Annotated in this window: 21 protein-coding genes and 1 pseudogene; 12 read left to right on the top strand and 10 right to left on the bottom strand. The window is 69.3% G+C overall.

Annotation, left to right across the window (positions count from 1 at the left end; translation table 11 throughout):
- Positions 1-269: 269 nt before the first annotated feature.
- Positions 270-1274: a LacI family DNA-binding transcriptional regulator gene (locus tag KQY30_RS00390; protein WP_217305013.1), complete on the bottom strand. Its 1005-nt coding sequence runs from the start codon at positions 1272-1274 to the stop codon at positions 270-272.
- A 172-nt stretch (positions 1275-1446) separates the two neighbouring features.
- Here KQY30_RS00390 and KQY30_RS00385 point away from each other — a divergent pair, with 172 nt between their 5' ends.
- Positions 1447-2823 (top strand): cell wall metabolism sensor histidine kinase WalK, encoded by a 1377-nt coding sequence (locus KQY30_RS00385; RefSeq protein WP_217305012.1) that lies wholly within the window; start codon positions 1447-1449, stop codon positions 2821-2823.
- A gap of 98 nt (positions 2824-2921) precedes the next feature.
- Here the strand turns inward: KQY30_RS00385 and KQY30_RS00380 are convergent, their stop codons facing one another.
- Positions 2922-3608, bottom strand: a complete 687-nt coding sequence (locus tag KQY30_RS00380; protein WP_254406846.1) for a response regulator transcription factor — start codon at positions 3606-3608, stop codon at positions 2922-2924.
- A 158-nt stretch (positions 3609-3766) separates the two neighbouring features.
- Between KQY30_RS00380 and KQY30_RS00375 the strand changes: the two genes are divergently transcribed.
- Positions 3767-6025, top strand: a complete 2259-nt coding sequence (locus KQY30_RS00375; protein ID WP_217305010.1) for an MMPL family transporter — start codon at positions 3767-3769, stop codon at positions 6023-6025.
- A gap of 86 nt (positions 6026-6111) precedes the next feature.
- A complete protein-coding gene (locus tag KQY30_RS00370; protein WP_217305009.1) occupies positions 6112-6777 on the top strand; it encodes a DUF2993 domain-containing protein in 666 nt (221 codons plus the stop codon).
- A gap of 49 nt (positions 6778-6826) precedes the next feature.
- Here KQY30_RS00370 and KQY30_RS00365 read toward each other — a convergent pair whose 3' ends face one another.
- Positions 6827-8011, bottom strand: a complete 1185-nt coding sequence (locus tag KQY30_RS00365) for a 4-hydroxybenzoate 3-monooxygenase (RefSeq protein ID WP_217305008.1) — start codon at positions 8009-8011, stop codon at positions 6827-6829.
- Positions 8012-8118: 107 nt separating this feature from the next.
- The gene (locus tag KQY30_RS00360; protein WP_217305007.1) at positions 8119-9588 is read right to left on the bottom strand and encodes an MFS transporter; all 1470 of its coding nucleotides are present in this window, start codon (positions 9586-9588) and stop codon (positions 8119-8121) included.
- Between the two features lie 210 nt (positions 9589-9798).
- On the opposite strand from KQY30_RS00360, the gene KQY30_RS00355 reads away from it, so the two are divergent.
- Complete coding sequence (locus KQY30_RS00355; protein ID WP_217305006.1) at positions 9799-10773, top strand: superoxide dismutase; 975 nt, start codon at positions 9799-9801, stop codon at positions 10771-10773.
- A 204-nt stretch (positions 10774-10977) separates the two neighbouring features.
- Entirely contained in the window at positions 10978-12027 is a 1050-nt protein-coding gene (locus KQY30_RS00350) for an LLM class flavin-dependent oxidoreductase (protein WP_217305005.1), read from the top strand.
- 191 nt (positions 12028-12218) lie between these two features.
- Here KQY30_RS00350 and KQY30_RS00345 read toward each other — a convergent pair whose 3' ends face one another.
- The 4 genes from KQY30_RS00345 to map all read right to left on the bottom strand — a co-directional run bounded on the left by KQY30_RS00345 (position 12219) and on the right by map (position 16307).
- Positions 12219-13022, bottom strand: coding sequence for a DUF4253 domain-containing protein (locus KQY30_RS00345; RefSeq protein WP_254406845.1), 804 nt, complete (start codon positions 13020-13022; stop codon positions 12219-12221).
- Positions 13023-13111: 89 nt separating this feature from the next.
- Positions 13112-14110 carry a type I glyceraldehyde-3-phosphate dehydrogenase gene (gene gap / locus KQY30_RS00340; RefSeq protein WP_217305004.1) on the bottom strand — a complete coding sequence of 333 codons (999 nt, stop codon included), beginning with the start codon at positions 14108-14110 and terminating at the stop codon, positions 13112-13114.
- 108 nt (positions 14111-14218) lie between these two features.
- The gene (locus tag KQY30_RS00335) at positions 14219-15175 is read right to left on the bottom strand and encodes a GlxA family transcriptional regulator (protein ID WP_217305003.1); all 957 of its coding nucleotides are present in this window, start codon (positions 15173-15175) and stop codon (positions 14219-14221) included.
- A gap of 349 nt (positions 15176-15524) precedes the next feature.
- A complete protein-coding gene (map, locus tag KQY30_RS00330; protein WP_217305002.1) occupies positions 15525-16307 on the bottom strand; it encodes a type I methionyl aminopeptidase in 783 nt (260 codons plus the stop codon).
- Between the two features lie 278 nt (positions 16308-16585).
- Here map and KQY30_RS00325 point away from each other — a divergent pair, with 278 nt between their 5' ends.
- Positions 16586-17326, top strand: coding sequence for a VOC family protein (locus KQY30_RS00325; RefSeq protein ID WP_217305001.1), 741 nt, complete (start codon positions 16586-16588; stop codon positions 17324-17326).
- Between the two features lie 277 nt (positions 17327-17603).
- Here the strand turns inward: KQY30_RS00325 and KQY30_RS00320 are convergent, their stop codons facing one another.
- Positions 17604-18143: a DinB family protein gene (locus KQY30_RS00320; protein ID WP_217305000.1), complete on the bottom strand. Its 540-nt coding sequence runs from the start codon at positions 18141-18143 to the stop codon at positions 17604-17606.
- A gap of 129 nt (positions 18144-18272) precedes the next feature.
- Here KQY30_RS00320 and KQY30_RS00315 point away from each other — a divergent pair.
- A pseudogene (locus KQY30_RS00315) lies at positions 18273-18578 on the top strand (transposase); the annotation flags it as partial.
- Between the two features lie 109 nt (positions 18579-18687).
- Positions 18688-19434 carry a phosphotransferase family protein gene (locus tag KQY30_RS00310; RefSeq protein ID WP_217304999.1) on the top strand — a complete coding sequence of 249 codons (747 nt, stop codon included), beginning with the start codon at positions 18688-18690 and terminating at the stop codon, positions 19432-19434.
- A gap of 290 nt (positions 19435-19724) precedes the next feature.
- Here the strand turns inward: KQY30_RS00310 and KQY30_RS00305 are convergent, their stop codons facing one another.
- Positions 19725-20330 (bottom strand): bifunctional 2-polyprenyl-6-hydroxyphenol methylase/3-demethylubiquinol 3-O-methyltransferase UbiG, encoded by a 606-nt coding sequence (locus tag KQY30_RS00305; protein ID WP_217304998.1) that lies wholly within the window; start codon positions 20328-20330, stop codon positions 19725-19727.
- Between the two features lie 153 nt (positions 20331-20483).
- Between KQY30_RS00305 and KQY30_RS00300 the strand changes: the two genes are divergently transcribed.
- The 4 genes from KQY30_RS00300 to KQY30_RS00285 all read left to right on the top strand — a co-directional run bounded on the left by KQY30_RS00300 (position 20484) and on the right by KQY30_RS00285 (position 26193).
- Complete coding sequence (locus tag KQY30_RS00300) at positions 20484-21164, top strand: M15 family metallopeptidase (RefSeq protein ID WP_217304997.1); 681 nt, start codon at positions 20484-20486, stop codon at positions 21162-21164.
- A 177-nt stretch (positions 21165-21341) separates the two neighbouring features.
- Complete coding sequence (locus KQY30_RS00295; RefSeq protein ID WP_217304996.1) at positions 21342-22259, top strand: aminoglycoside phosphotransferase family protein; 918 nt, start codon at positions 21342-21344, stop codon at positions 22257-22259.
- 868 nt (positions 22260-23127) lie between these two features.
- Positions 23128-24921 (top strand): trypsin-like serine protease, encoded by a 1794-nt coding sequence (locus KQY30_RS00290; RefSeq protein WP_254406844.1) that lies wholly within the window; start codon positions 23128-23130, stop codon positions 24919-24921.
- A gap of 372 nt (positions 24922-25293) precedes the next feature.
- A complete protein-coding gene (locus KQY30_RS00285; RefSeq protein WP_217304995.1) occupies positions 25294-26193 on the top strand; it encodes an ATP-grasp domain-containing protein in 900 nt (299 codons plus the stop codon).
- Positions 26194-26269: the final 76 nt, after the last annotated feature.

The raw sequence follows: 26269 nt of genomic DNA, 5'->3' as shown, positions 1-26269 counted from the left end.
ACGGCGCTAGACGGGTCGACGTTGACACCTCAGGCGGGATGCCTTCTGGTTGGAATGGACAAGGACGCAACGGTGTCGGTTCAGCGCCGAGCGCCGTGGCGGGCAGGAGACCATGTATTCCATGTGTACTTGACGCGTGTACGTGATGCCCGTGAGCGTTCACGTGAACGCTCACGGGAGCGCTCACGGGGCCTTTGTGAATTGGTCGGAAGTCTGCGCTCCGGTGCGGCCGAGTGTCAAGGCTTTCGGTCGCGCACGAGTCCGGCAGGTTAAGCGGAGCCGCCCAGCCGCAGCTCGGCCCGGACGACAAGACCGTCGGCCCCGAGCGGATCCACCCCGGTCAGCAGCCGTGCGACCTGGTCGATGGCGAGCGCGCCGAGCTTCCGTGTGTCGAGGGCGACACTGGAGAGCGGGGGCTCGACGAGCGTGCCGAGCTGCAGGCCGTCGAAGCCGATCACGGCGAGATCCTGCGGGACGCTCCTGCCGAGCCGACGCGCCTCGCGCAGGGCGCCGATCGCGATGATGTCGTTGAAGGTGAAGACCGCGGTGACATCGGAGTGGGCGGTGAGCAGAGTCCTGAGAGCCGCGCCGCCGCCGTCGGCCGACTGGTCCGCGCCGACCACCAGGCCGGCGTCGATCCCGTACGCCGCCGCGGCCGTCGTGAACCACTCGCGCCGGATGCTCGGCTCGGCACGGCCGTCGTGGTCCAGCATGCCGATCCGGCGGTGCCCCCGCTCCACCAGATGCGCGACCGCGGCACGGACGCCCTCCTCGCCGTCGATCCGTATCGAGCTGAACCGCGCCGTGTGGTGCTCGCGGCCGATGAGCACCACCGGGGCGCCACGGGTGAACCGTTCGAGATCGTCCTCGGAGCAGCGGAAATAGCCGACGACCGCGTCCACTTGCGAGGTGATCACCTGCAGTGTGCCGAGTTCCTCCTCGGCGCTGTCCGCGGTGTCGTATACGACGACGTGCCAGCCGCGGGTCCGGGCCGCCTCCAGCGCGGCCGCGGCGACCTCGGTGAAGAACGGGTTGAGCAGGTCCGGGATCACCAGGCCGATGGTGGTGGTGTCCTGCCGGACCAGGCCGCGGGCGAACCGGCTCGGCCGGTAGCCGAGCTCGCGGGCGGCGTCGAGCACACGCTGTTTGGTGGACCCGTCGATCTCGTCCTTGTCGTTGAGCGCCCGCGACACGGTCTGCCGGGACACCCCGGCGGACCGGGCGACGTCATGGATCGTGACCCTACGGGGTTCCGTCCCCGACGACGACACCATCGCGTACCTCCCGCTGCTCGCGGGCACCCATGTGTCCGCAGGGCCGAGTATGCCAGCGGTGGCGGCTCGGACGGTCCGTCGACTACGGTCGGCAGCCGTTGTCCTTCACAACGGCCTTCGGCGCATGAACGCGTGGCGTGTGCGAAGTCACTTCCGCGGAGGATCGTCGGTCATGGAGTTCGGCCGGAAGCACCGGACGCTCAGTCGTTCCATCATCACCTCGACCACACTGGTCGCGGCCCTGGCCGCGCTTCTCACCTGCGTATTCGCCTGGCAACTGGTGCGTTCCAGCACCGAGTCCGAGCAGCGCGACACCCTGTCGCGGCAGGCGAAGGTGTGGGCCGACACACCACTGCTCTCCCGGCCGCTGCTGCGCCGGCAGCAGCGCATCGCCGGCTTCGACGGGCTGCGTCTCGCCCTGGTGCCACCGTCGGGGCCGGTGACGGGCAGCTCCGCCACCGCGGTGGACGGTGGGACGGCCGCGGCACTGCGCGCGGGGCGGAGTGTGTCTCTCACCGCCGAGCTGGACGGGGCGGAGGTACTGCTGGAGGGAGCGCCGAGCTCCGCGGGCGGTGGCGTCGTGCTGACCCAGCCCCTCACCACCGTGGACGAGGCGACGGCCCGTACCCGTCGTGTGCTGTTGCTCCCCGCCGCGATCGGCCTGGTCGGCGCCACACTGGCGGGCGGCCTGCTGGCCCGGCACATCACCCGGCCCGTCAAACGCGCCGCGTCCTCGGCCCGGCGGCTCGCCGGCGGGGAGCGGGGAGTCACGGTGGAACCGGGGCGGCACCGCGAGATCATCGACCTGGCGGAGGCACTCACAGCTCTGGACAAGGGCCTGCGCCGGAGCGAGAAACGTCAGCACGACTTCCTGATGTCGGTCTCCCATGAGCTGCGCACACCACTGACGGCCATCCTCGGCTATGCGGAGGCCTTCGCGGAAGGAGTGATCGACGAGGACGAGACGGCGCCCGTCGGCACGATCGTGCTGGCCGAGGCGCGCCGTCTCGAACACTTCATCAAGGATCTTCTCGATCTCGCCCGGCTGGACGCGGACGACTTCCGTCTGGACGTTCGGCGGATCGATCTCGACGCGCTGTTCGCGGAGGCGGCCAGGACGTGGTCCGTACGCTGTGCGGGCCAGGATGTGCGGTTCCGTTACGACGGTCCCGGCCGGCCGCTGGAACTCTCGACGGACGGTTTCCGGGTGCGTCAGGTGATCGACGGACTCGCCGAGAACGCCTTGCGCGTCACTCCACCCGGTGAACAGCTCGTCTTCGCTCTGCGCGACGCCGCAGGCGGGGCCAGGTTCCAGGTCCGTGACGGTGGGCCCGGCCTGGCCGCCGACGATATTCCCGTTGTTTTCGACCGCGGGGCGCTGCATGCCCGTTACCGCGACAGCCGGCCCGTCGGCAGCGGCCTCGGTCTGGCCATCGTGCACCGCCTTGTCCGCCGTCTGGCCGGAGACATCGGTGTCGCCGGCACCTCGCCCGAGGGAGGAGCGTCCTTCACCATCACTCTCCCACCGGCCCCGGACGGAAGTGCCTGACCGCTCCTTCCCGCATCCCCGCATCCCGCATCGCGGCCGCGGGGCACCGGAGGCGGCGCTGTGCTCACTGGTGGTGCCAGGAGCCGAGCCTTTCGGGTTCAGCGCTCGGCGACCGCGCTGTATCCCACACCGCGGTGGGTACGTATGGGGCTCGCCGCCCCCAGCTTGGCCCGGAGCTGGGCCACGTAGACATCGACCACCCGCTCGTTGTAGTCGCCGTGACCCCAGACATGCGCCAGGAGCTGCGCCCTGGTGCGCACCGTTCCCGGGCTGTCGGTCAGGGTGGCCAGCAGATTGAACTCGGTGGCGGTCAGTTCCACCGGTATGCCGTCCGCGGTCACCGTCCGCGCCGGTACGTCGATCCGCGTGCGGCCGACGTTCCGGATGCCCGCGCCGGCGCCGGTCAGCCGCGACCTGCGCAGCAGCGCCTTCACCCGCGCGACCAGTTCGTGGGGCGAGAAGGGCTTGGTGATGTAGTCGTCGGCGCCGAGCTCCAGGCCCAGCACACGATCGGTCTCGTCGTCGCGGGCCGTCACCAGCAGGAGCGGCGTCCAGTCCCCGGCGTCTCGCAGGGCCTTGCAGACATCCACCCCGTTCATACCGGGCAGACCGATGTCCAGGACGACCACCACGGGCTTCAGCCGTCGGACCGCGTGGAGACCGTTCCTGCCGTCGCTCTCGATCCGTACGGAGAAGCCCTCACGCCGGAAATAGAGGGACTGCAGATCCGCGATGTGCTGTTCGTCCTCCACGACCAGCACCAAGCCCTTGCCGTCGCCTTCCACAACCCGTTCCTTCCACCTGCGGTGACGCACTTCCACTGACGGGACGCACCTCAGTCTCCCCGACCGGAGCCGGCACGGCGGCTTTCGGGGAGGATCCTTACCGTCCCCGAATACTCTTCTGACACTGCCCGCATCCGGACACCACACAATCCGGTGCCATGGCAACAGTCCCATCCACACTCACACCACCGGGCGTCCCTCCGGAACAGCCTGCGCCGTCGAAGCTCTACCGACTGGGGCGGTGGTGTGCCCGCAGGCCCTGGCGGGTCATCGCCGTCTGGCTGCTCGTCCTCGTCGCGTCCGTCGCCGCCAACCGGGCATCGGGCGGTTCGTACGAGGACGACTTCTCGCTTCCCGGTACGTCCGTCCATACCGGTTCCGAGCTTCTCACCGCACACAAATCCCGGGCCGGCGGCACCTCCGTGCCGATCGTGCTGCACACCGGCAGCGGCACCCTGGCCGACCACAGGAGCGAGATCACACAGGTCACGGCGGGCCTCGAAGATCTCAACGATGTCCTGTCGGTCTCCAACCCCTTCACCACACCGGGCGCCCTCGCGAAGGACCAGCGGACCGCGTACCTCACCGTCCGGTTCGGCTCGAACCCCGCCACATTCGACCCGGTCTATCTGGACGGCGTCGACTCGGCCGTGGCTCCCTTGCGCGCCGGCCATGTCGAGGTGGAATACGGCGGTCAGCTCGGGCAACTGGCCAAGCCCAAGGGCGGAGACCGTATTTCGGAGATCATCGGCCTCGGAGTGGCACTCCTTGTTCTTCTGATCGGCTTCGGAAGTGTGGTGGCCGCGCTCTTCCCCCTGGTCAGCGCCGTCATCGCGCTGCTGTGCGGCATTTCACTGCTCGGTCTGCTCGCCGCGGTGTTCACCTTCGGCGCCGCCTCCCCGACGCTCGCCACCATGATGGGCCTGGGAGTGGGGCTCGACTACGCGCTGTTCCTGACCACCCGCTACCGCAAGCTCCTGCACGACAGCCCGGACGCGGCCACCGCGCTCGGCAGAACCGTGTCGACGAGCGGCCGGGCCGTCATCGTGGCCGCCGTCACCGTGGCCATCGCTCTGGCCGGTCTCTACGCGTCCGGCATTGTGTTCATCGGCACCCTCGGTGCGGCCGCGGCCGTCACCGTCGTCGTCGCGGCCGGTGCGTCTCTCACACTGGCGCCCGCTCTCCTCGGTGTCGTCGGCACGAAGATCGACAAGTGGCACATCCGCACCCCCGTCGACGAACCCGACGCGCAGGACGACATCTGGGTCCGCTGGGCCGTGAACGTCAAGCGGCGTCCCCGAGCATGCCTGGCGGCCGGCGTTCTGCTGCTGGGAATCCTCGCTGTCCCCGCCGCGTCGATCGATCTCGGACACCTGGACCCGGGCAACGATCCCGCGCAGACCACCAGCCGCCGTGCCTACGACCTGATGACGGAGGGGTTCGGCCCCGGCGCCAACGGGCCCCTTACCGTTGTGGTCGAACTCGACGCGAAGCAGACGCCCACGTCCGGCGACCGCTATGCGCTCGCCGACTCCGTTCGGGACGTCATCGCGGACACCCGTGATGTCGCCTCCGTGGGCCCCGCCGTCACCAGTCCCGACAACGCGCTCTTCACCGTCAGTGTCACACCGGGGACAGGCCCTCAGGACGATGCCACCGCCGAGCTGGCCCACACGCTCCAGGACACTGTGCTGCCCAGGGCATTGGAAAACGCCGGCGCGCGGGCGTATGTCACCGGTACGACGGCCGGGCAGATCGCCTTCACCGACATCGTCGTCGAACGCCTGCCGCTCATCATCGCCGTTGTCGTCTCCGCCGCGTTCCTCCTGCTGCTCCTGGTCTTCCGCAGTGTCGTGATCGCGATCAGCGCCGCGATCCTCAACATGCTGTCGATCGCCGCCGCCTACGGTGTTGTGGTCGCCGTGTTCCAGTGGGGCTGGGGCGGGGAATGGATCGGCGTCCACGAGACCGTTCCCATCGAGTCCTACGTTCCGATGATGATGTTCGCCATTGTCTTCGGCCTGTCCATGGACTACGAGGTGTTCCTGCTCTCACGCGTCAGGGAGACCTGGATCCACACACGGGACAACGACGCCAGTATCGCCGCCGGGCTGAGCTCCACCGCACGTGTCATCACCTCGGCGGCGCTCATCATGACCAGTGTGTTCCTGGCCTTCCTGTTGTCCGACAGCGTCGTGATCAAGATGATCTCACTCGGCCTGGCCGTCAGTGTCATCATCGACGCCACCGTCGTACGCCTTGTGCTGGTCCCGGCCTCGATGTATCTGTTCAAGGACGCCAACTGGTGGATCCCCGGCTGGCTCGACCGGATCCTGCCGCATTTCGACCCCGAAGGTCCCCCGGACATGACGCATGCCACCGCGCCGGGTTCCGCCGGCCGGGGCAAGGGGGCCTGATGCGCCGGAAACCCTTTCGGCAACAGCCTCCCGGCCGTTTCCGCGGACTCCGGAAGATCCGCAGGCTCCGCAGGAACAGACTCCTCATGGCGGCGCTGCTCGCATGCGCCACTGCCGTGATCCTGCTTGTGGTGGCCGACCTTGTGGCCCGTACGGTCATCGAGAACAGGATCTCCTCCGCCTTGTCGAAGAGTCTGGGGTACGACGTCGACGTGCGGCCCGGCGGTTCGCTCTCGCTGATCGCGGTAGCGCGGAAACACCTCGACACCGTGGATGTGAACAGCGACAACGCCAGGATCGGCAGCCTTGAGAACGTGACCATGCACATCCGGCTCAACGATGTCCGGTTCGGTGGTGGCACGACCACGATCGGGGGCGTACGAGCCGAGATAGACGTGCCGGCGCGTGCCATCGCGCAACAGGTCGGTCAGGGCAAGGTCCAGGTCGCCGGGGTCCGGACCGACCCCGGCTCAGGCACAGTCACACTCCAGATGGGACCGGGCGGGGTCGCGGAGGTCGGCCTCAGACCCGAGATCGACACGGGTCGTCTGACCTTCGCGCTCGACGGGGTGGACATCTTCGGCCGGCCGGCGCCCGACCAGTACAGACAGGCCATCGAGGACCGGCTGTCCAACGGCCCCCGGCAGAAGGAGTATCCGCTCGGTATGTCCCTGAATTCGGTTCAGGTGACCGACAGCGGCATACGGGTCACACTGCGGGGCAGCCACCCGACCGAACTGAAACGCTCCTGATGCCCACACGCCGGCCACCGTGGTGGGACCGTACCCGAACCCGCCTCTCTCAGTGGGGCAAAGGCAACCCCGTGTAGTTCTCGGCCAGTTCGGCCGCCGCGTGCCGTGACGTCACCACCCGCTCCAACTGCGACAACTGCAACCGCGTCTCGAACGCCGACTGGGCCGGATCGGCATGCAGTGTCGTCGTCATGAAGTACGAGAAGTGTTCTGCCCGCCACACCCGCCGCAGACAGGTGTCGGAGTACGTGTCCAGCAGCTCGGCCGAGCCCGTACGCCGCCAGGCGATCAGCGCACGCGCCAGCACGATCACATCGGCGGCGGCCAGGTTCAGCCCCTTCGCTCCGGTCGGCGGGACGATATGGGCCGCGTCGCCCGCCAGGAAGACCCGGCCGTGGCGCATGGGTTCGGTCACCCGGCTGCGCATCGGCAGCACCGCCTTCGACGTCACCGGCCCCCGCTCCAGTTTCCACCCGGGGTCGGTGTCCGTCGCGAACCGCGCGTCGAGTTCGTCCCAGATCCGCTCGTCGTGCCACTCCTCCGGATCCGTGCCGTTGGGCACCTGGAGGTAGAGCCGGCTCACCGACGCCGACCGCATACTGGCGAGTGCGAAGCCGCGCGCCGAGTGGGCGTAGATCAACTCCTCGTACACGGGCGCCGCTTCGGCCAGAATGCCGAGCCAGGAGTAGGGGTACGACCGCTCGTAGGTGGTCCGCGCGGACGTGGGGACCGCATGGCGGCTCACACCGTGGAAGCCGTCGCAGCCGACGACGAAGTCGCAGGCCAGTGTCTGCTCGCGGCCTTCGTGCAGATACCGGATCGTCGGGCTGTCGCTGTCGGCGCCCTCGACGGCGGTCACCTCGGTGCCGAACAGCAGCGGGCCGCCCTCGGCGAGTTGGAGAGCTATGAGGTCCTTCACCACCTCGGTCTGGGCATACACCATCACCCCGCGCGCGCCGGTGAGGGACGGGAAGTCGACGCGGTGCGTACGGCGGCCGAAGCGCAGCTCGATGCCGTGGTGCGGCATGCCCTCGCGGTCCATCCGTTCCCCCGCCCCGGCGGCGCGGAGGGCGTCCACGGTGGCCTGTTCGAGGATTCCGGCACGCTGCCTGTGCTCGACGTACGTACGGTTGCGGCGCTCCAGGACGACACTGGCGATGCCCGCGTTGTGGAGCAGCCTCGCCAGGAGCAGTCCCGCGGGTCCGGCGCCGATGATGCCGACGGTGGTGCGCATCAGCGTTCCTCTTCCATCTGTTGCTGCTCCGCCATCCGTTGCCGTGCTGGTTCCGCTTCTTCTGTTCACCCGCGTCCGCGCAGGGCCGAGCTGCTCGGGGAGCCGGGTCAGGCCGGGGCGAGCGGTGCCGTTCGCTGTTCCCGTACGTACAGATAGATCACCGCGCTGGCGATCATCAGGCCACCGTCGATGTAGATGGCGCCGACCCACGTACCGTACGCGTCGAAGAGCGCCCCGCCGAGCGCCGGGCTGATGACCGCGCCGATCTCGCCGATCAGATTCCACATGCCGAACGCGGCACCCCGCTGGTGCTCCTCGACGACCTCGGCGACGAGGGCGTGAGCCATGGGCTGCAGGGCGTTGAAGAACAGGCTGGCGGTGAAGAGCATCACCGACATGACCACCAGCGAAGGCTTCCCCGCCATCTGCAGGTAGGCCCCGAACGCCAGCACGAGCACCCCCTGGATCAGGGTGAACCAGACCAGCATGGGCCTGCGGCCCCAGCCTCGGGTCTTCGCCCAGTCGGAGAGCAGCCCGCCGGCGGGAAAGCCGAGGACGCCCGCTCCGGCGTTGAAGGTGGCGACCAGCGCGGCCTGCGCGAACGAGCTGTGGGCGGCGTCGGCGACGATCGAGACCGACCAGAAGCTGAAGAACCACAGATTCCACAGAATGGCGACGGCGGCGATGCTCAGCAGCATCGCGTCCCGGTTGCGGACGATCGCGCCGGCCTGTCCGCCGCGCCGGGCGAAGATGACACCGACGAGCAGCAGTGCGAGCACGGTCTCGGCGACGGCCACGCCCCAGGTCGGCAGGCCCGCGCTGTCGGCCACGAGATAGACCGCCATGACGGCGGCGCAGAAGAGCGCCGAAATGCCCAGCAGCCGCAGGGTGGGACCGCCGGCCTTCAGCGGCCCGCCGAGACGGCGCAGGTACGGCACCATGACGAAGCCGAAGAGCAGGGTCGCACCGCCGAGGACCAGGAACGGCATCCGCCAGCCGTCCTCCTTGCCGAAGGAGTCGACGCCCCAGTCGAGGAGGTACGGGGCGCCGATCGTGGCGATGGTCAGGCCGAGCGAGAGACCGGTGATGACGACGCCCATGCCGAGACTGACCTTCCCCGGCGGCGAGTGCTTGGCGATCAGGGTGCGGTCGTTGGAGTAGAAGACGCCCTCGCCGAGCCCGGTCAGCACGCGCAGCGCGACGAACACGATCAGACCGGTGATCAGGCCGGTCAGCACGGTCGTCACGCCCGCCCAGACCAGGGATATCGCGAGCATCGCACGGTGGCCGTACCGGTCGCCGAGGTAGCCGCCGGGGTACTGGGTGAGCATGTAGCCCGCGAAGAAGAGACTGCCGATGAGCCCGCCGAGCGCGTGCGGATGACTGGACCCGCCGATCAGGCCGATGTCGTTGTTGATCAGCCAGGTCACCACCGGACCGGTGATGGCGCGGTCGGCATAGCTGAAGAGCCAGCCGCCGAGAAGCACGGCCCAGAGTGTGTGGTACGGCTGCCAGCCCCGGCGTTCTCCGCCGGTGACCGGTCCGCTCGATCCCGTGTCGGTTGTCTGCGGCTGCATCGCGAGAACCCCTTCCCTTGACGCTCGTTCGGCAGGTGAACTTTTCTTCGCAGCGTTGGGCGGGGGGATGGTGCCACCGCCCCGAGGGGCCGTCAACGGTCCCGGCGCTCCCGTGTCAGGACAGGTGTGTTCCGGTCAATCCGCGTATGCGGCCCGGGGGTGTGGTGGGGTGTGGGGGACGTGTACCGGATTCTTGGGAGGACGCTCGTCATGCAACGTTCTTTCGCGCGGCGGAGTTTGTTCGGAGCCGCCGCGGCTGTGGGTGGTGCGGCGTTTGTGGGTCCGCTGGGTGGTACGGCGGTCGCCGCGGGATCTGCGCGGAGGCGGTGGCCGGCCCGCTTTCCCCTGCCGGACGGTTTCCGGCCCGAGGGCATCACCATCGGTTCGGAGCCGTACGCCTATCTCGGATCGATGGCGTCCGGCGACGTGTACCGTGCGAACCTTGCGACCGGCAGGGGCCGGGTCGTCGTTCAGGGGCTCGGCCCCGAACACCCCGTCGCCGGGCTCAAGATCGATGCCTGGGGCAGGCTGTTCCTGTGCGGCGGGGCGAGCGGTGAGATCCGCGTGGCCGACCTCCGTACGGGCAGGATCACGAAGAGCTTCACCGTGGGCACCGACCTGACGCTGGTCAATGATGTGTTCCTGACGCCCGACGCCGCCTGGTTCACGGACTCGTTCGAACCGCAGCTCTACAAGCTGCCGCTCGGCCGGCGGGGCGAGCCCGCGGACCGGGTCGTCACTGTGCCGCTGTCGGGCGACTGGGTCCAAGGGGCGGTCATCACCGGGAACGGCATTACCGCGACGCCGGACGGCCGGGCACTGCTGGTGGTGAACGACTTCGCCGACGGGGGCAGCCTGATGCGGGTGAATCCCCGCACGGGGGTGGCGCGCAAGGTCGACATCGGCCCGGTTCTCCTGCCCAACGGCGACGGCCTGCTCCTTCTCGGCCGTCTCCTCTATGTCGTGCAGCAGCGCCAGAACGCCATTGACGTGCTGCGGCTCGACGACGCCGGTACGAGAGGCACCGCGGTCACCCGTATCACCGACCCGGAGCACTTCCGCGTCCCCACGACGGCCGCCGTCCACGGTGACCGTATCTATCTCCCCAACGCCCGCTTCGACGTCGAGGCGCCGACACCCGAGACGGACTACGACGTGGTCTCCGTGGAGCGCGTCCGCGCCTGACCGGCTTTCCGCGTGGCCGGGCGGGCTGTTCCGGGCCCGCCCGGCCCTGTGTGCCGGTGCCGCGCCGTGCTGATCCCGAGGTGATCCCCCACTGATCAACTGTGTTGCAGCACTGGACAGTTGGCGGATCGCGTCCACACTCTCGGGAGAGGTAACCGGCCCGGCGGTTCATACCGCCTGTTCCCGATCCGGAAGGCGGCGTCCGTGAAATTCAGCTATGCGATGCTCCCCGACTATCCGCTCCAGGAGTCACTGGCCTCGATCAGGCTCGCTGATGAGCTGGGCTTCCACGCGTGTTATGCCGCTGACGAGACCTGGCACAAGGACCTGTGGCTGCTCTTCGCCGCCGCCGCGGGCCAGACCAGCCGCATCCGTCTGGGCCCGAGCGTGTCCCCCGTCACGCTCCGGGAGCCCACCCTGATCGCCCAGGCCCTGGCGACACTTGACGAACTGTCCGGCGGGCGCGCGGAAGGCGTGCTGTCCAGCGGAAACTTCGGGCTGCTGGCCCAGTACGGCATCGAGTGGGCCCGGTCCCGGCCGCTGTCCCGGGTCAAGGAAGCGCTGCATGTGGTGCGTACCGTGCTGGACGAGGGCGCCATCTCGTACAACGGCGAGTTCTTCACCTACGACGGGCTGTTCACCTTCGCCCGCCCCGTCCAGGAGCGTGTACCGCTCAAGCTCGGGGCGATGCGCGGGCCCAAGTCGTTCGAAGCGGCGGGGGAGTTGTCCGACGGCTGCCATCACGCGCTCAGCTATACGCGTGAGGCGTACGAATACGCGGTACGGCACATCCGGGCCGGGGCCGAGCGGGCGGGGAAGGACTGGCGGTCACTGGACATAGGCGCCTGGGTCGTCTTCGCCACCGGGCCCGACTCCGCGGCCGCCAAGGACGCGGCCCGCAGCATGGTGGGCATCTACGCCTCCTCGATGCCCGAGGAACAGCTACTGCGCAACGGGGTCGACCCGGGCGAGGTGAAACCGGTCATCGACGCCATTGCCGCCGGTGACCTGGCCCGCGGCATCGAGCTGACCACGCCCGCGATCGCCGAACGCCTCTCCATAGCGGGCACCCCCGAGGAGTGTCTGGAGAAGATCCGGCGGGAGATCGCGCCCAGCGGCGTCAACCACATGATCTGCGCCATCACCGACCGCAGTCTCGTCAAGGCCTTCACCGGCCGTGACCTGGCGGGCGCGACCGATGTGAACACCCAGCTCCGCCTGATCCACGACAAGATCATGCCTGCCTTCGCCTGACCCGCGCCGCGCGCACATGGCAGGGGCATCCTGACGACGGACCGCACCCAGCGTCCCGAGGCACGCTCACGCCCGTCGCGTACGGCAGGCGGCGCCGCACCGTGTGACGCCGTCCTCCCCGCTCTCGACGTGAGACGCTTGCGCTCAGCACGAGATGCCCGCGCCATGTGCTCGGCGCTACCGCTTCGGGGTCAATCCCACCAGAATTCCCAGCAATTCACGCCGATGAGCTGATCCGCGTAGGCGGCCAGAGCCTGCCGGTGCTGCCCCTGCCAGACATTGTCCGGACAGAACGCGAAGTGCTCGGCCGCGACGGCCAGCGCCTCGTCGCGGTCGGCCGGCGGCGCGGCGACGCTCAGATGAAGGGTTCCGAAGCCGACAGCCACGACGCGTGCTCCGAAGCGCTCTTCCCAGCTCCGCACGACTGCCGCGTACTTGCCGGTGTCGTCGTAATTGACCGGGCCGTCCCAGCCGACGGCGGCAAGTGCGTCGGCCCCCCGAGGTGCTTCCACCAGACCGAGCCGGGCACCGGGGCGTTCAGAGACAAAAACCCCCGCGTACTCGGCAGCCATCTCGTCCGGGTCCAGTACGGTTTCGCGGGCTGGGGCGAGGCCCGGCCAGGCCTGCTCGAAGGGAGCGGTGACAGCCAGACGATCGGCTCGTGACAAGTTGTCGTCGTCGTCGAAGTCGGTGTGTTCCTTCCACCATTGCGCGAGGACCGTGGACGGGTCGTGACTCTCCGGCGAGGACATGCGCTCCGGGAACAATTCACCCGACGCCCACGGCCGGAACTCCTCGTCGTGCTCCAGAGGGACGAGCAGAAGAGGCCACAGACCGGAGTCGCCGTGAGCTTCCCGTATCTGTGCCCAGACACCGGCGGAGGCCGGCTCGTCGCTCAGCCACAAGGGCTGGACACCCCCGTCACCCTCGTCGGACGTGATCATGAGACCGGACGGCAGCGAAATGCCGAGAGACCGCAGAAATTCAGGATTCACGGGCGGATGCTAACGCCGGGGTACGACACCCGTGTCTTCGGGCCACGGCACGGCCGGCGCGCTCGTGTTCGCTGCCCCCGGTCTCCCGGTCAACTGGCGGCGAGGAGTTCGAGTGTGTCGACCACGCGGTTCGAGAAGCCCCACTCGTTGTCGTACCAGGCGACCACCTTGACATGGCGGCCGTCGACGCGGGTGAGGGCCGAGTCGAAGATCGACGAGGCCGGGTTGCCCGTGATGTCGGACGACACGAGCGGGTCGTCCGAGTACTCGAGGACACCGGCGAGCGGGCCCTCCGCCGCAGTGCGGTACGCCGCCAGCACCTCGTCGCGCGTCACGTCGCGAGCCACGGTCGTGTTGAGTTCGACGATCGAACCGACCGGCACCGGCACGCGGATCGAGTCGCCCGACAGCTTGCCGTCGAGGTTCGGCAGCACGAGTCCGATCGCCTTGGCGGCGCCCGTCGTCGTCGGCACGATGTTGACAGCGGCGGCGCGAGCGCGGCGGGCGTCGCGGTGCGGACCGTCCTGCAGGTTCTGCTCCTGCGTGTAGGCGTGCACCGTCGTCATGAAGCCGTGCTCGATGCCGGCGAGACCGTCCAGCACCGCGGCCAGCGGCGCGAGCGCGTTGGTCGTGCACGAGGCGTTCGAGACGACCGTGTGCGCCGCCGGGTCGTACGCGTCGGTGTTGATCCCGAACGCGAGTGTGACATCGGCGCCGTCCGCCGGCGCGCTGACAAGTACCCTTTTCGCACCCGCGTCGATATGGGCGCGGGCTGCCGTGGCCGACGTGAAGCGGCCGGTCGCCTCAAGCACGATGTCGACGCCGAGCCCGGCCCACGGCAGCCGCGCCGGTTCGCGCTCGGCGAGCACGGTGATGCGGCGGCCGTCGACGACGAGGGCGTCCTTGTCGGCGGTCACCGGGCGGCCGAGCCGACCCGCCGTCGTGTCGTAGGCGAGCAGCCGCGCGAGGGTGGCGGGCTCCGTGAGGTCATTGACGGCGACGACCTCCAAGCCGCTGTCGCGTTCGAGCAGCGCGCGCAGCACATTGCGTCCGATGCGGCCGAATCCGTTGATGGCGATGCGAGTCATGAGTGCTGTCCTTTCCGGGTTCGCCATCAGGTTCTCGCGCTGCATCCGCCGGTGACAGCGGCGTGGTCGCCACGGTCCAAAAGGATCACGCCACGTGGTGGTGACGGGCTACTCGCCCCGGGCGAAGGTACGCCGGTACTCGCTCGGCGTCGTGCCGAGGATGCGCTGGAAGTGCAGCCGCAGATTCGCGCCGGTGCCGAGACCGGCGTCGGCGGCGATCTGCTCGATGCTCCGCTGCGAACGTTCGAGCAGCTCACGGGCCACGTCGACGCGGGCGCGCATGACCCACTGCATCGGCGTGTACCCCGTGTCCTCCGCGAAGCGCCGCGAGAACGTGCGCGGCGACACCGCCGCATGCCGGGCGAGCGTTTCCAGGGTGAGGGGCTCGCCGAGCCGGTGCAGCGCCCACTCCCGGGTGGCGGCGAACCGCTCGCCGAGCGACTCGGGCACACTGCGCGGCACGTACTGTGCCTGGCCGCCGCTGCGGTAGGGGGCCGCCACCAGACGGCGCGCCGCGTGGTTCGACGCGGCCACCCCCAGATCGCCGCGCAGAATGTGCAGGCACAGGTCGAGGCCCGAGGCGGCGCCGGCCGATGTCAGCACGCTGCCCTCGTCGACGAACAGAACGTTCGCGTCGACCCGCACGAGCGGACGCTTCGCCGCGAGCGCCCGTGTGTAGTGCCAGTGCGTCGTGGCGCGCCTGCCGTCGAGCAGGCCCGTGGCGGCGAGCGCGAAGGCGCCCGTCGAGATGGCGGCGAGCCGCGCGCCCCGATCGTGGGCGGCGATCAGCGCGTCAACGACGGCCCGCGGCGGATCGTCACGGTCCGGGTGCCGGTAGCCGGGAATGAAGACGATGTCGGCCCACGCGAGTGCGTCGATGCCATGGGCGACGTAGTACGACAGGCCGTCACCGCCGGCCACGAGCCCCGGCGCCGCACCGCATACCCGCACCTCGTACGGCATGCTCGCGCGGGTCGTGAAGACCTGTGCGGGAATACCGACATCGAGAGGCTTCGCGCCTTCGAGCACGAGGACGGCGACACGACGCAGGGGTGAGGCTGCCACGGTGAAGAGGGTACGTGGGGCGCGAAGGCGCACCGGCCCGCTTCCCGAAGCCGCGCAGGTCGCAACTTACGGACCGCGCCGTGGGCACGTGCCGTCTGGAGCGCGGCCTCGCCGAATACCTTGCCCACCACGGCGGCCCGGCCCGGCGTTGCTCCCTCGCGGGCAACCCGTACCTGGACCCGGACCCGGTCGTCCTCCGGCGCGAAGGCGCCGGGCGGGCGGCCAACGCGAAGGCGACGGGTGCGAACGTCGGCGCCTACCTGTCCTGCCGTCCGCACCCACGAAGAGGAGCCCCGCCACGGCGATCGCGGACCCGGCGTCACAGCCGCCCGACACGGGGACTCCGGCCTCAGGGCTGCGCTTGCGTCGGCAAGGTGAGGATTTCTGCTCCGTTGTCGGTGATGGCGATCGTGTGCTCGCTGTGTGCGGTCCGGCAGCCCGTCGCACTTCGGAGCGTCCACCCGTCGGCATCTGTGACGAGTTGAGCGGTGTCCGCCATGACCCACGGTTCCAGTGCCAGCAGCAGCCCGGGGCGCAGTTTGTATCCACGGCCAGGCCGTCCGGTGTTCGAAACGTGCGGGTCCTGGTGCATCGTTGATCCGATGCCATGGCCTCCGAACTCGGTGTTGATCGGGTACCCCGCCTCGCGGAGGACCGTTCCGATGGCATGGGAGATGTCGCCGATGCGAGCCCCGGGCCCGGCAGCGGCGATCCCCGCGGCCAGCGCGCGTTCGGTCGTACTGATCAGCGCGACGCTCTCCGGCGGCTTTGTCTCGCCCACGATGAAGCTGATGGCGGCGTCTGCGGCGACTCCGCCTTTGGAGACGGCAAGGTCGAGTGTCAGCAGGTCGCCGTCGGCAAGCGTGTAATCGTAAGGCCGTCCATGGAGCACGGCGTCGTTGACGGCCGTGCAGATGTAGTGGCCGAACGGGCCGCGTCCGAAGGACGGCTCGTAGTCGACATAGCAGGACTGCGCTCCGGCCTCGACGATCATCGTCTTGGCCCACCGGTCGATGTCCACAAGGTTCGTGCCGATCGTGCTACGGCTTTTCAGTGTGTGCAGGATGTCAGCGACCAGGGCGCCCGTGTCTTTTGCTCGGGCCAGTAGGGTGGGGTTCAGGATCTCGATCACGGGGTGCCCTTCTCATGCAACCAATAACTATACCGGTCAAACTATACCGGTACTAGAATTGGGGCCGTGGCCAGGCTGCCGCTCACTCCCGCAGAGGTCGAACGCGGACGGCGCCTCGGCGCGCTCCTGCGGCGGGTCACAACGCACCTGGGAAGTTGACCTCATAGCTCTCGATGCGGCACCAGTCGGCGAGCTGATCGCTGCGCTGGCCAGAGCGTTGATCTCGGATTGGCGACGGTCCGGATGCCGTTGCGGGGCCGGTGCATAGGATCGTCGGCATGGCACTGCGACCTGTTCAGGTGAACATAAAGGCTCTTGATGGCTTGGCGGTCGGCCGGTTCTGGGCGGAGGCGCTCGGCTGGAGTGCTTACAGCCCCGGCGTGACCACCTACGTCGGACCCGCCGGCGGCCTCGTCTGGCCGGACCCGGTCGTCGTCGGTGTCGACGTCGTTCCCGTCCCGGAACCCAAGACAACAACCAAGAACCGTGTGCACCTCGACCTCGCCACCACCTCCGCGGCCCATCAGGCGGAATTGGTCTCGCGGCTCAAGGCTCTCGGTGCGACGGCCGCTCATGTAGGCCAGGGGGAAGTGCCGTGGACGGTCCTCGCCGACCCGGAGGGCAACGAGTTCTGCGTACTGGAGCCCCGGGAGGTCTACCGGGACACCGGGCCGATCGCCGCGATCGTGGTCGACTGTGCGGATCCGCGGGCCATGGCCCGGTTCTGGGGCGAGGCGATGGACTGGACCCTGCACGAGGTGACCGACGATCAGGCGGTGCTGCGCTCCGCCAGAGGTGTCGGCCCGTACCTTGAGTTCCTCCGCACGCCCGACGTGAAGACCGTGCCGGACCGCATCCATCTCGACCTGCTGCCGTACCCCGGTGACGACAAAGCGGCGGAGGTGGCCCGGCTGCGGGCCCTCGGCGCCACCGACCTCGACCTCGGCCAGGGCGACGTCCCGTGGACGTGCCTGGCCGACCCGGAGGGCCACGAGTTCTGCGTACTCGCCCCGTCCTGAGCCGGAGCCTTGACGGCACGCCCCCTGCGAAGGAGGCGCGGGTGACGGACCGACGCGGGCGCCCGCAGCGCGGATCCGTGAACCTGGACCAGTCTCGCCGCCGCGATGCTCCTCTCGGCCATCGCCGTCGCCCGCTGGGCATGGTTCGAGCATGAGGCGTTACGGAACTGCCGCTGCTGCCGCGCGCCAGCCGCTCCCGTCCCGCTGCGGCGCTTCGTACGACGAGCAGCCGCGGGCGGCCTGAGGACTCCAGCAGTAGATCGTGATCTTGCTGCTGCTACGCGGCGAAGCCGTGGTGGTAAAGGTCGCGAAGCACACCGAGTTCGGCACCGTGGTGAGCGGCTTCGTCCAGGGCATGGAGGGCCAGCAGTAGGTAGCTCTCGTGGCCGTACGCGCCGGCGCGGGGGCCTATGGGCTGGAGGAGACGGTCGTCGCCGAGGGCTTCGACTCGGTTTCGGAATCGGGACCAGTCGTCGGCCAGCATCTGGATCCCTTCGGTCGCCGTGCCCGGCCACAGGTGCCGGTCACCGCTCTGGGATTCGTCCTCGAAGAAGCGACCGTAGCCGCGCAGGCAGTCCGCTCCGATGTGCCAGATGCGCCAGGCTATCGTCGTGAACGGCGCGGGGCGGACATCGCCTGCGGGCCGTGGGTCGGCACGGAACACGCCGTTCGTATCAGCTCGGAGCGTCATGCACGAGGCAACGGGCTCCCAGAGGTATTCGGTGTCGGTAAGGCCGTCAAGGCAAGCAAAGGTTCTGGAATGCACGTCATCAAAGGTTTCGAGCAGATCTCGGGTGACGGGGCCGGGCGAGGCCATTGGCAGCTCCAGGTTCGCCGACGGTGTAGAGGCGACCGCTGATCACCGGTGTGTGAAGACAGAAGATCACGCAGTCGTCGCGGGTCACAGCGTAGACCCTGCCCGTTGGCAGGGGCGTTCGAGAGCCTGATGGGCCGGATTGCGGGCCGGTTCGCGCGTGTTGAACCCCGCCGACGGATACGACGGCTGGTGCTCGGGCCGCTCTCGGACCTGCCCCGGAGGGGCTGCTGGACCATTGCGGAGTGGGCCGGGGAGGCAACCCCGGACGGCGGGATGCAGCACCTGCTGAACCGAGCCAAGTGGTACGCCGACGTCGTACGCGATGACCTGCGCGAATACGTCGTCCAGCACCTCCACGGCCGGGCAGCGGTGCTGGCCGTCGACGAGACCGGCGACGTGAAGAAGGGCACCCACACCTTGCCGTCCCAACGCCAGAGTTTGGTGTCGTGCACGAGGCCGCCGGGTCTCGGGACGCGGTCAGCCGCGTAATCGCACGCGATAATCCCGGCGACGTCGGCGATCATCCCCGGGATACTGGTCGCCCATGGATGAGGTCAAAGTCGTCGTCGCTCATTCCGAGCGCGCGACCCTGCGCGTTGGTGACGTGTTTTTGAAGGTGGACGCCGATCAGGCGCGCATCGACGTCGAGGTCGAGGCGATGGCCTTGGCGCCGGTCCCGACCCCGGAGGTTCTGTGGCGCAAGCCGCCCGTGCTCGCGATCGCCGCCGTCCCGGGGACGGTGCTCGGCCGTCTCGGCGGGCCGTCGACCGCGTCGCCGGCGGCGTGGGCCGCGGCGGGTGCCGCCATCCGGCAGTTGCACGAGGCGCCGTTGCCGCCTTGGGCCGGCCGGCGCCGCCGGGGTCCCGACGAGTTGGTGGCGGAACTCGACAGCGAGTGCGTGTTGCTCGTGACGAACGGTGTCCTGCCTGCCGACCTGGTCACCCACAACCGTCAGGTCGCCCAGGCCGCGATCCGGCCGTGGACTCCGGTGTTCACGCACGGCGACCTGCAGATCGAGCACGTCTTCGTCGACGGCGACGAGGTCACCGGCATCATCGACTGGTCCGAGGCGGGGCGGGGTGATGCCCTGTTCGATCTCGCCACCTTGACGCTCGGACACGAGGAGCACCTCGACGACGTCATCGCCGGTTATGGCACCGACGTCGACCTCGACGTGATCCGCGCGTGGTGGTCGTTGCGAAGCCTGCTGGGGGTTCGCTGGCTGGTCGAGCACGGCTTCGACCCCTTCGCGCCGGGCTGTGAGGTCGACGTGCTGAGATCCCGGATGTGAGGCTGCGCGAGCCCGACCGCTGCAAGTGCCTTCGACGACCACGTGGTGCTTGCTGCCGGGAAGCCCAGCTCCGGGGGGGGGCAGAAACTCCCAGCAGATCCCCGGTGTACAGCACGAACAACGACCGGCAACAGCGGCTCGACGCGCGCCCATAACCTGTCGTTGATCTCCTACGGTCGGACAACGATCTTCCTCGTCTCGACTGGCTCGCACCCCCTTCGACCACCATCAACGAGAACTGACACACCGTCATCCCCGGAGGTCCAGAAGCCCCCTTTTGTTAGGCGTCGTCAGCAGCGGTGGACGCTGACGGCGTAGCCGCCCTCGTCGTAAGGGTCGGCGTCCCATGTGGCGAAGCGGTCGACCAGGGTGAGGCCGGCCGCGGCGCAGTGGGCGTCGTACTCCGGCAGGGTGATGCTCGGTGGTACCGGCAGATGGGCCTCATCCAGGCCGAAGCCGGCGACGAGCAGACCACCCGGGCGCAGCGCCGTGGCCAGGCGGCGGACCACCGCGGCCTCGGTGCCGGTGGCGAGAAGCGGGAAGATGTTGCCGGCGGCGACCACGAGATCGAAGTCCGCGGGCACACCGGCCGCGGTCGGGTCGAACTCCGCCAGGTCGGCCCGGATCCAGGGCAGTCCCGGCGCCTCCCTCCGCGCCACCGCCAGCATGGACTCATCAAGATCCACGCCGACGCAGTCGTACCCGAGCTGCGCGAGCCGGATCGTGACCCGCCCGGTACCGCACCCCGCGTCCAGCACCCGCGCTCCGACAGGTACGAGCGCAGCGCAGAACCGGGCCTCACCGTGCATGTCCATACCGCTGTCGGCCAGCGCCTTGAACCGCGCGGCATAGTCGTCCCCGGATCTCCCATCGGTCAACTTCGCCCAACGACTCATACGACAAGTCTACGGCGCCCCGTCCCGGCGGCCCGAGGCCCGCGACCCGCAGCTCCGGCTCCTCGACCCAGCCGGCCTGCCGCCTCGGGTGCTTCCTCAGCGAGTGACAGGAAGAGCGCTACGGGGCGCAAGGCATCACGAGATGATCGCGTCATGACTGAGATCGTCTTGATGTCCGACCCGAGGGTTGCAGCCGTGCCCGTTCAGGAGTGCGGCGGACCACTCGTGGATGTGCGACGGGACAGCCCTCTGCTGGTTGATGAGCGGAAGTGGCAGGACCCCGCGGGCGCCTTCGCCCACCTGCGGGAAGGAGTGCTCGATCGACTCCTCAAGGCCCAGGCACAGTTGCCTGAAGGGATACGGTTGCTGTTCGTCGAGGGGTATCGCCCGCCTTCCCTGCAACGTCACTACTTTGACAAATACGGAGATCAACTGCGGGCCGATCACCCGGACTGGTCCGCTGAGCAGATCCGCTCGGCGGCGAGTCGCTACGTGTCTCCGCCTGAAATCGCACCCCACAGTGCCGGCGCGGCCGTTGACCTGACGCTCGCGGATGCCGACGGCCGTGAACTCGACATGGGCACCCGCATGAATGCGACTCCTGAGGAGAGCGCGGGCGCGTGTTACACGCACGCCGACAACATCAGCGACGAGGCCCGTTCCCATCGGGACATGCTGGGCACGGCGCTTACCGCTGCCGGGCTGGTCAACTACCCGACAGAGTGGTGGCACTGGTCGTATGGAGACCGCTACTGGGCCTTGACGACACGAGCGAATGCCGCCCACTACGGGCCCATGGAACTGCATACGGCGGCCCGGCCATTGTCGGCATAACTCTTCGGCGGCGCCGTCGAACCCGTTGTGCGTCACCAGTGTCGGCTTCGGGGCGTCGCGCGCCGCCCGAAAGGAGCCAGCCACGCAACACGGTGTCCTCATACGGGTGTCCACATACGGGATCCTCCACGGGAGTGCATCAGCGGCGGGCTGCCGCCCGAACTATGGTTGCACCGCATGACCCACACCGAGATCGAGGTCACCGCGGAGTTGGTCCGGGAACTGCTGCACGATCAGCACCCCGACCTGGCCGATCGCCCTTTGAGGCTCGCTGCGCGTGGCTGGGACAACCAACTGTGGCGCCTTGGCGACGACCTCGCCGTCCGGCTGCCCTGGGCGACGCAGTCCGCCGATGCACTGCTGCGCAAGGAGCACGCCTGGCTGCCCACTCTCGCTCCGCACCTCCCTCTCCAGGTTCCCGTCCCGCAGCGCCTCGGGGAGCCCTCCGAGCGGTTCCCGCGGCCCTGGATCGTCACCACCTGGGTGCCGGGCGAGCCTGCCGACCCCGCCCCCGCCACGCGCGCTGCGGACGCGGCCGACAGCTTGGCCGCCTTCCTGACGGCTCTTCACCGACCCGCTCCCGACGGTGCGCCCGTCGGCCGTGACCGTGGGGGACCGCTGGCCGACCGTGCCGAGCAGTTCGCCGGGCAACTCGCCTCGGCCACCGGGCTGGGGCTGATTCCCGACCCGGACGCCGTCCGTGCCGTGTGGGAGGACGCCGCCGCCGCGCCTGGCTGGGCGGGCCCGGCCCTGTGGCTCCACGGCGATCTGCACCCGGCCAACATCCTCACCGCGGACGGCACCTTCTGCGGTGTGATCGACTTCGGCGACCTCTGCGCGGGCGATCCGGCGTGCGACCTCGCCGCCTCCTGGGTGCTGCTGCCGGACGGTGCTGCCGACCGTTTCCATGACGCCTACCAGCCGGCCCCGGACGCCGCGACTCTGCGTCGAGCCCGCGGCTGGGCGGTGATGCGTGCCCTCAGCGGCATCCTCATCGGAGAGGCGGGCGTCCGCAGCCGACCGGGCGGCAAGCCCACCTGGGGCCCACCCGCCCATACCGCCCTGCGACGCCTCATCGCGACGGCCCGCCGCTGAGTAAACCCACACCGTTACGGAACATTACGTACCAGCAGTTCTGACACGGCTTCTGGGTGTCATTCTGGAGCGGACCGGGCGGGGACGGTTCTCGCGGTCGGCGCGGTGCCGGTGGTGGCCGTGCTCGTCCCCAGGGTGTCGTTCGGTGGGGCCGGAGGCCGCGTCCGGCTGAACAGGCAGGCGGCCGTGTCGGTGGTGCGGGTTGCCGGGATACTGGCTGCCATGGCGACGTGCAGGAAGTGCGGCAGAACAACCCGGCGGTGGCGGCGGACGTGTTCTGTGTGCCGGGACGGGTCGGATCGGGCGGACGCCGTCGTCGACGCGGGTGAACTGGCCGTGGAGTCGGGGCTGTTCGGATGGTTGGGGCGTGGGCTCGCGGGCGCGGCAAGGCTCCTGCTCCGTGCCTTCGACTGACGGCGAGTGCGTCGTGCTTGTCCGTACGGGTTCTGGCTGCCGTCATGTCGTACCCGTAGGCCCAGTGCAGTACTCCCTGCCGCCGCCTCACCAACAGGTCCGGCGGTGGCGGTTCTCCCCGTTGGTCCGTCCGTATCCCGTCGGCGTTGGTGACCGTGTCGAAGGCGCAGACGATCCCTGCGAGTTCTTCATGCAGCGGCCGTCCGGCGTTGATCTGCGATCGGCTGCGGGGTGGTTTTCTCACGACATGAGGAAACGTTTCGGTAAAACACTTCGCCTAGTCCCGGCAGGCGGTCGCCGACCCCGCCGCCGGGGCTTAGCATCGCTTTGCCGGAGGGGGGCTCCGCGGTGTGGGTCGGTCATGTTGTCTGAGCCGACGGTTTCTTGAGCGTCGTCAGCCTGTCCATCCCTCGGGCAGTCCGATGCTTTTTTCCTGGGGATCCGGAGATACCGAGTGATACCTGTAAAGCGCGGCTTCATGCGCCGCGCGGCCCTTTTCTGCCTGTCGGGTGCGGCGCTGGCTCTTGCGCTGCCCGCGGCGGGCGCTGCCCAGGCGGTGGACGGCCCCGCCCTCACGGGCGCCGGCACGACCCGTGCCACCGTCGGCCACTCCGCCGTCGGCAAGCCCGTCACCGATGAGGCCACCCTCCGTGGGCGTGTGGTCTCCGCCAGCCGCGCGGTCGCCGCCCAGCAGGCCGGGGAGCCGGTGGCAGCCGCGCCCACGAAGCCGAGCACGGCGGGGGGCACGAGCACGCCGTCGCCGTTCATCATCGGCGGCACGGAGACCACCATCGCCACCGCGCCGTGGATGGTTCAGCTCTGGTACGCGAATGAGGCCACTGACGAGTACTACTTCTGCGGGGGCACCCTGGTCGCCCCCAACAAGGTGCTCACCGCCGCGCACTGCGTGAACGGCCTCGACTGGCGCAACTACGGCGTCGTCAACGCCGGAGTGACGAGCACCGAGTCGAACGGCGTTCTCGCCGGCGTCGCGCGGCAGTGGCAGCACCGCTCGTACGACGACCCGACGGTACGCAACGACATCGCCGTGCTCACCCTGGACAGGCCGCTGAAGCAGCAGTGGCTGCGGCTTGCCCAGACGCACGACGGCGCGCTGTACAAGGCGGGCACCGCCGCCACCGTCTACGGCTGGGGGCTCACCTCCGGCTCGTCGGACACGCTGGCGACGAAGCTGCGCAAGGTCAGCCTGCCGCTGGTCAGCGACACCGCCTGCAACACCTCGATGAAGAAGATCCTTGGCAAGGACTACTTCGTCGAGGGCAGCATGATCTGTGCCGGCACCCCTGCCACCGGCGCCGACGCGGGCACCAAGGCCACCTGCAGTGGTGACTCGGGTGGTCCGCTGATCGTCGGCGGCAAGGTCATCGGCATCGTCTCGTGGGGTGTCGAGGGCTGCACGGCCAAGGGCGCCTACTCGGTGTTCACCAAGGTGTTGCCGTACAACGGGGTGGCCGGGCCGCGGATCGACGACACCGATTACAACTACGACGGCCGTGCGGACCTGGTGGCGCGGGCGCCGTCCGGGAACCTGTTCGTCCAGACCAGCAAGGGCACGTCTCTCAACCCTGCCGCCTACATCGGGCCGGGCTGGCAGTCGGCGTCCTGGGCTCTGCAGACGGACATCGACCGGGACGGCGGCTGGGACATCCTGCTCCGCGTCAAGACCGACGGCCGACTGCACCTGATGAAGGGAGACCCGGTCACCGGGGCGGTCAAGGACATCGTTGTGAAGACGGTGTCGGGTGCCTACGCCTCGTACGCCATCCCCGGTGATGTCACCGGGGACGGACGCCCCGACCTCGTGACCACCGACACGGCCGGCAACGGCTGGGTGTTCCCGGGCAAGGGCAACGGCGAGTACAACGCGCGGGTCAAGTTCGCCACGGGTTCGCTGAAGGGCTACAAGATCTTCGGCCGTGGCGACTACAGCGGTGACGGCAAGCCCGACCTCCTGGTGCGCGACACCCTCAACCGGGTGTTCCTCTACCGGGGGACGGGCAGTCCCACCGCGCCGTTCCTGGCCCGTATCACCGTCCGCACCGGCTGGAACTTCACGTCGCTGATCGCCTCCGGCGATGTCACCGGCGACGGCCTCGCGGACGTCATGGCACGGGACACGAGCGGCAACCTGTGGCTGTACCCGGGCACCGGCAAGGCGAGTGCGGACATCTTCGGTCCGCGCAAGCAGCTGGCCACCGGCTACAACAAGTACAACCTGCTGTTCTGAGCGGCGGCGGGCGGTCCGGTCGTTCCGGCCGGCCCGCCCGCGGTCTCCAGGCTCGGCGCCCCGGCGGGGCAGGCACTCATCGCCTGCCCCGCCGGGGCGTTTCGCCGAGTCCACGGCTTCTTGTCGCGTACGGATGGAAAGCGCAGAGGCGCCAATGCCCGCTCGCCCGCCAGCCCGCACGGGACGACTGCCGCCACCTGTACCGCGACGTCATTTCTGCGGCCGGCCAGTCGCCCGGGTGTCCGGCGGACGACATGAGGTGAGGGTGCGGTGTCGGCGGCGACGGGGTTCTGTGGTGTGCTGCGGGCGGGCACCTGGACCGGGCTCGGTGGCTTGCGTCGTGCCCGCTACGGTGGTGGCCAGGGGGTTGTCATGGAAGCCGGGTTTCTGTTCTGTTCGGATCCGCTGCGGCCGGTGAGGCCGGATCCCGTGTTCGCCGAGGAGGCGGCACTCGTACGGGCGTTGGGCGCGCGGACGGCCCTTCTCGATCATGACGCGCTGCTCGGCGGGGACACCGCCGAAGCGCTGGCGCGGGTGCCGCGGGGCTCGGGACCGTACTGGTACCGGGGCTGGATGATGGACCCGGCGGTGTACGGCGCTCTGGAGCGGGCGCTGTATGAGCGGGGCTGTGTGCTGCTCACCGATGCCCGCGGCTACCGGCGTGCGCATCAGCTCCCGGGCTGGTACGAGGAGTTCGCGGCCCTCACACCACGCAGCGTCTGGCAGGCCAGGCCACCGGGTGCCGCCCCGGCGGCCGACGAACTGGCGGCGCTCGCCGCTCCTCTGGGGCCTGGCCCTGGTGTGGTGAAGGACTATGTCAAGTCCCGTAAACACGAATGGGACGAGGCGTGCTTCGTACCGGAGCTGACCGATCACGGGCGGCTCGCGGCGGTGGTGGAGCGGTTCTTCGCGCTTCAGGAGGGCGCGCTGGCGGGCGGCGTGGTGCTGCGCGCGTACGAGCGGTTCGCGGAGGGCGGCGAGGCGCGTGTGTGGTGGGTGGACGGTTCCCCCGTGCTGGTCACGGCGCATCCGGACACCCCGGGTACGCTGCCGGATCCGGAGCTGGGCGCGGTGGGGGAGACGGTACGGGCGCTCGGCTGCCGGTTCGTCACCACGGACCTGGCGCTGCGGAGCGACGGCGAATGGCGGGTCGTGGAAGTAGGAGACGGCCAGGTGAGCGGAGTGCCGGCCGGAGCGGATGCCACGGCGCTGTTCACGGCGCTGGCGGACGCCGGCCAGCTCAGCGGGGGAAGCCGCCCTCCGGGCCGGTGATCGGGCCGATGATGCGGGCGGTGATGCGGGCGACCTTCGTGTCCCGGCCCGGCGCTCCGGCTGCCGTCGAGCAGTC

It is taken from the genome of Streptomyces sp. GMY02, from assembly GCF_019056675.1.
In the GTDB taxonomy this organism is placed as follows: Bacteria; Actinomycetota; Actinomycetes; order Streptomycetales; family Streptomycetaceae; genus Streptomyces; species Streptomyces odonnellii.
Note: the sequence above shows the minus strand (reverse complement) of the source record. Positions and strands in the feature narration are given on the sequence as shown.

Bases quoted from the DNA above. Each gene is read 5' to 3' on its own strand.
- KQY30_RS00390 (WP_217305013.1), bottom strand. From the start codon at position 1,274: ATGGTGTCGTCGTCGGGGACGGAACCCCGTAGGGTCACGATCCATGAC.
- KQY30_RS00385 (WP_217305012.1), top strand. From the start codon at position 1,447: ATGGAGTTCGGCCGGAAGCACCGGACGCTCAGTCGTTCCATCATCACC.
- KQY30_RS00375 (WP_217305010.1), top strand. From the start codon at position 3,767: ATGGCAACAGTCCCATCCACACTCACACCACCGGGCGTCCCTCCGGAA.
- KQY30_RS00370 (WP_217305009.1), top strand. From the start codon at position 6,112: ATGGCGGCGCTGCTCGCATGCGCCACTGCCGTGATCCTGCTTGTGGTG.
- KQY30_RS00365 (WP_217305008.1), bottom strand. From the start codon at position 8,011: ATGCGCACCACCGTCGGCATCATCGGCGCCGGACCCGCGGGACTGCTC.
- KQY30_RS00360 (WP_217305007.1), bottom strand. From the start codon at position 9,588: ATGCAGCCGCAGACAACCGACACGGGATCGAGCGGACCGGTCACCGGC.
- KQY30_RS00355 (WP_217305006.1), top strand. From the start codon at position 9,799: ATGCAACGTTCTTTCGCGCGGCGGAGTTTGTTCGGAGCCGCCGCGGCT.
- gap (WP_217305004.1), bottom strand. From the start codon at position 14,110: ATGACTCGCATCGCCATCAACGGATTCGGCCGCATCGGACGCAATGTG.
- KQY30_RS00325 (WP_217305001.1), top strand. From the start codon at position 16,586: ATGGCACTGCGACCTGTTCAGGTGAACATAAAGGCTCTTGATGGCTTG.
- KQY30_RS00320 (WP_217305000.1), bottom strand. From the start codon at position 18,143: ATGGCCTCGCCCGGCCCCGTCACCCGAGATCTGCTCGAAACCTTTGAT.
- KQY30_RS00310 (WP_217304999.1), top strand. From the start codon at position 18,688: ATGGATGAGGTCAAAGTCGTCGTCGCTCATTCCGAGCGCGCGACCCTG.
- KQY30_RS00305 (WP_217304998.1), bottom strand. From the start codon at position 20,330: ATGAGTCGTTGGGCGAAGTTGACCGATGGGAGATCCGGGGACGACTAT.
- KQY30_RS00300 (WP_217304997.1), top strand. From the start codon at position 20,484: ATGACTGAGATCGTCTTGATGTCCGACCCGAGGGTTGCAGCCGTGCCC.
- KQY30_RS00295 (WP_217304996.1), top strand. From the start codon at position 21,342: ATGACCCACACCGAGATCGAGGTCACCGCGGAGTTGGTCCGGGAACTG.
- KQY30_RS00285 (WP_217304995.1), top strand. From the start codon at position 25,294: ATGGAAGCCGGGTTTCTGTTCTGTTCGGATCCGCTGCGGCCGGTGAGG.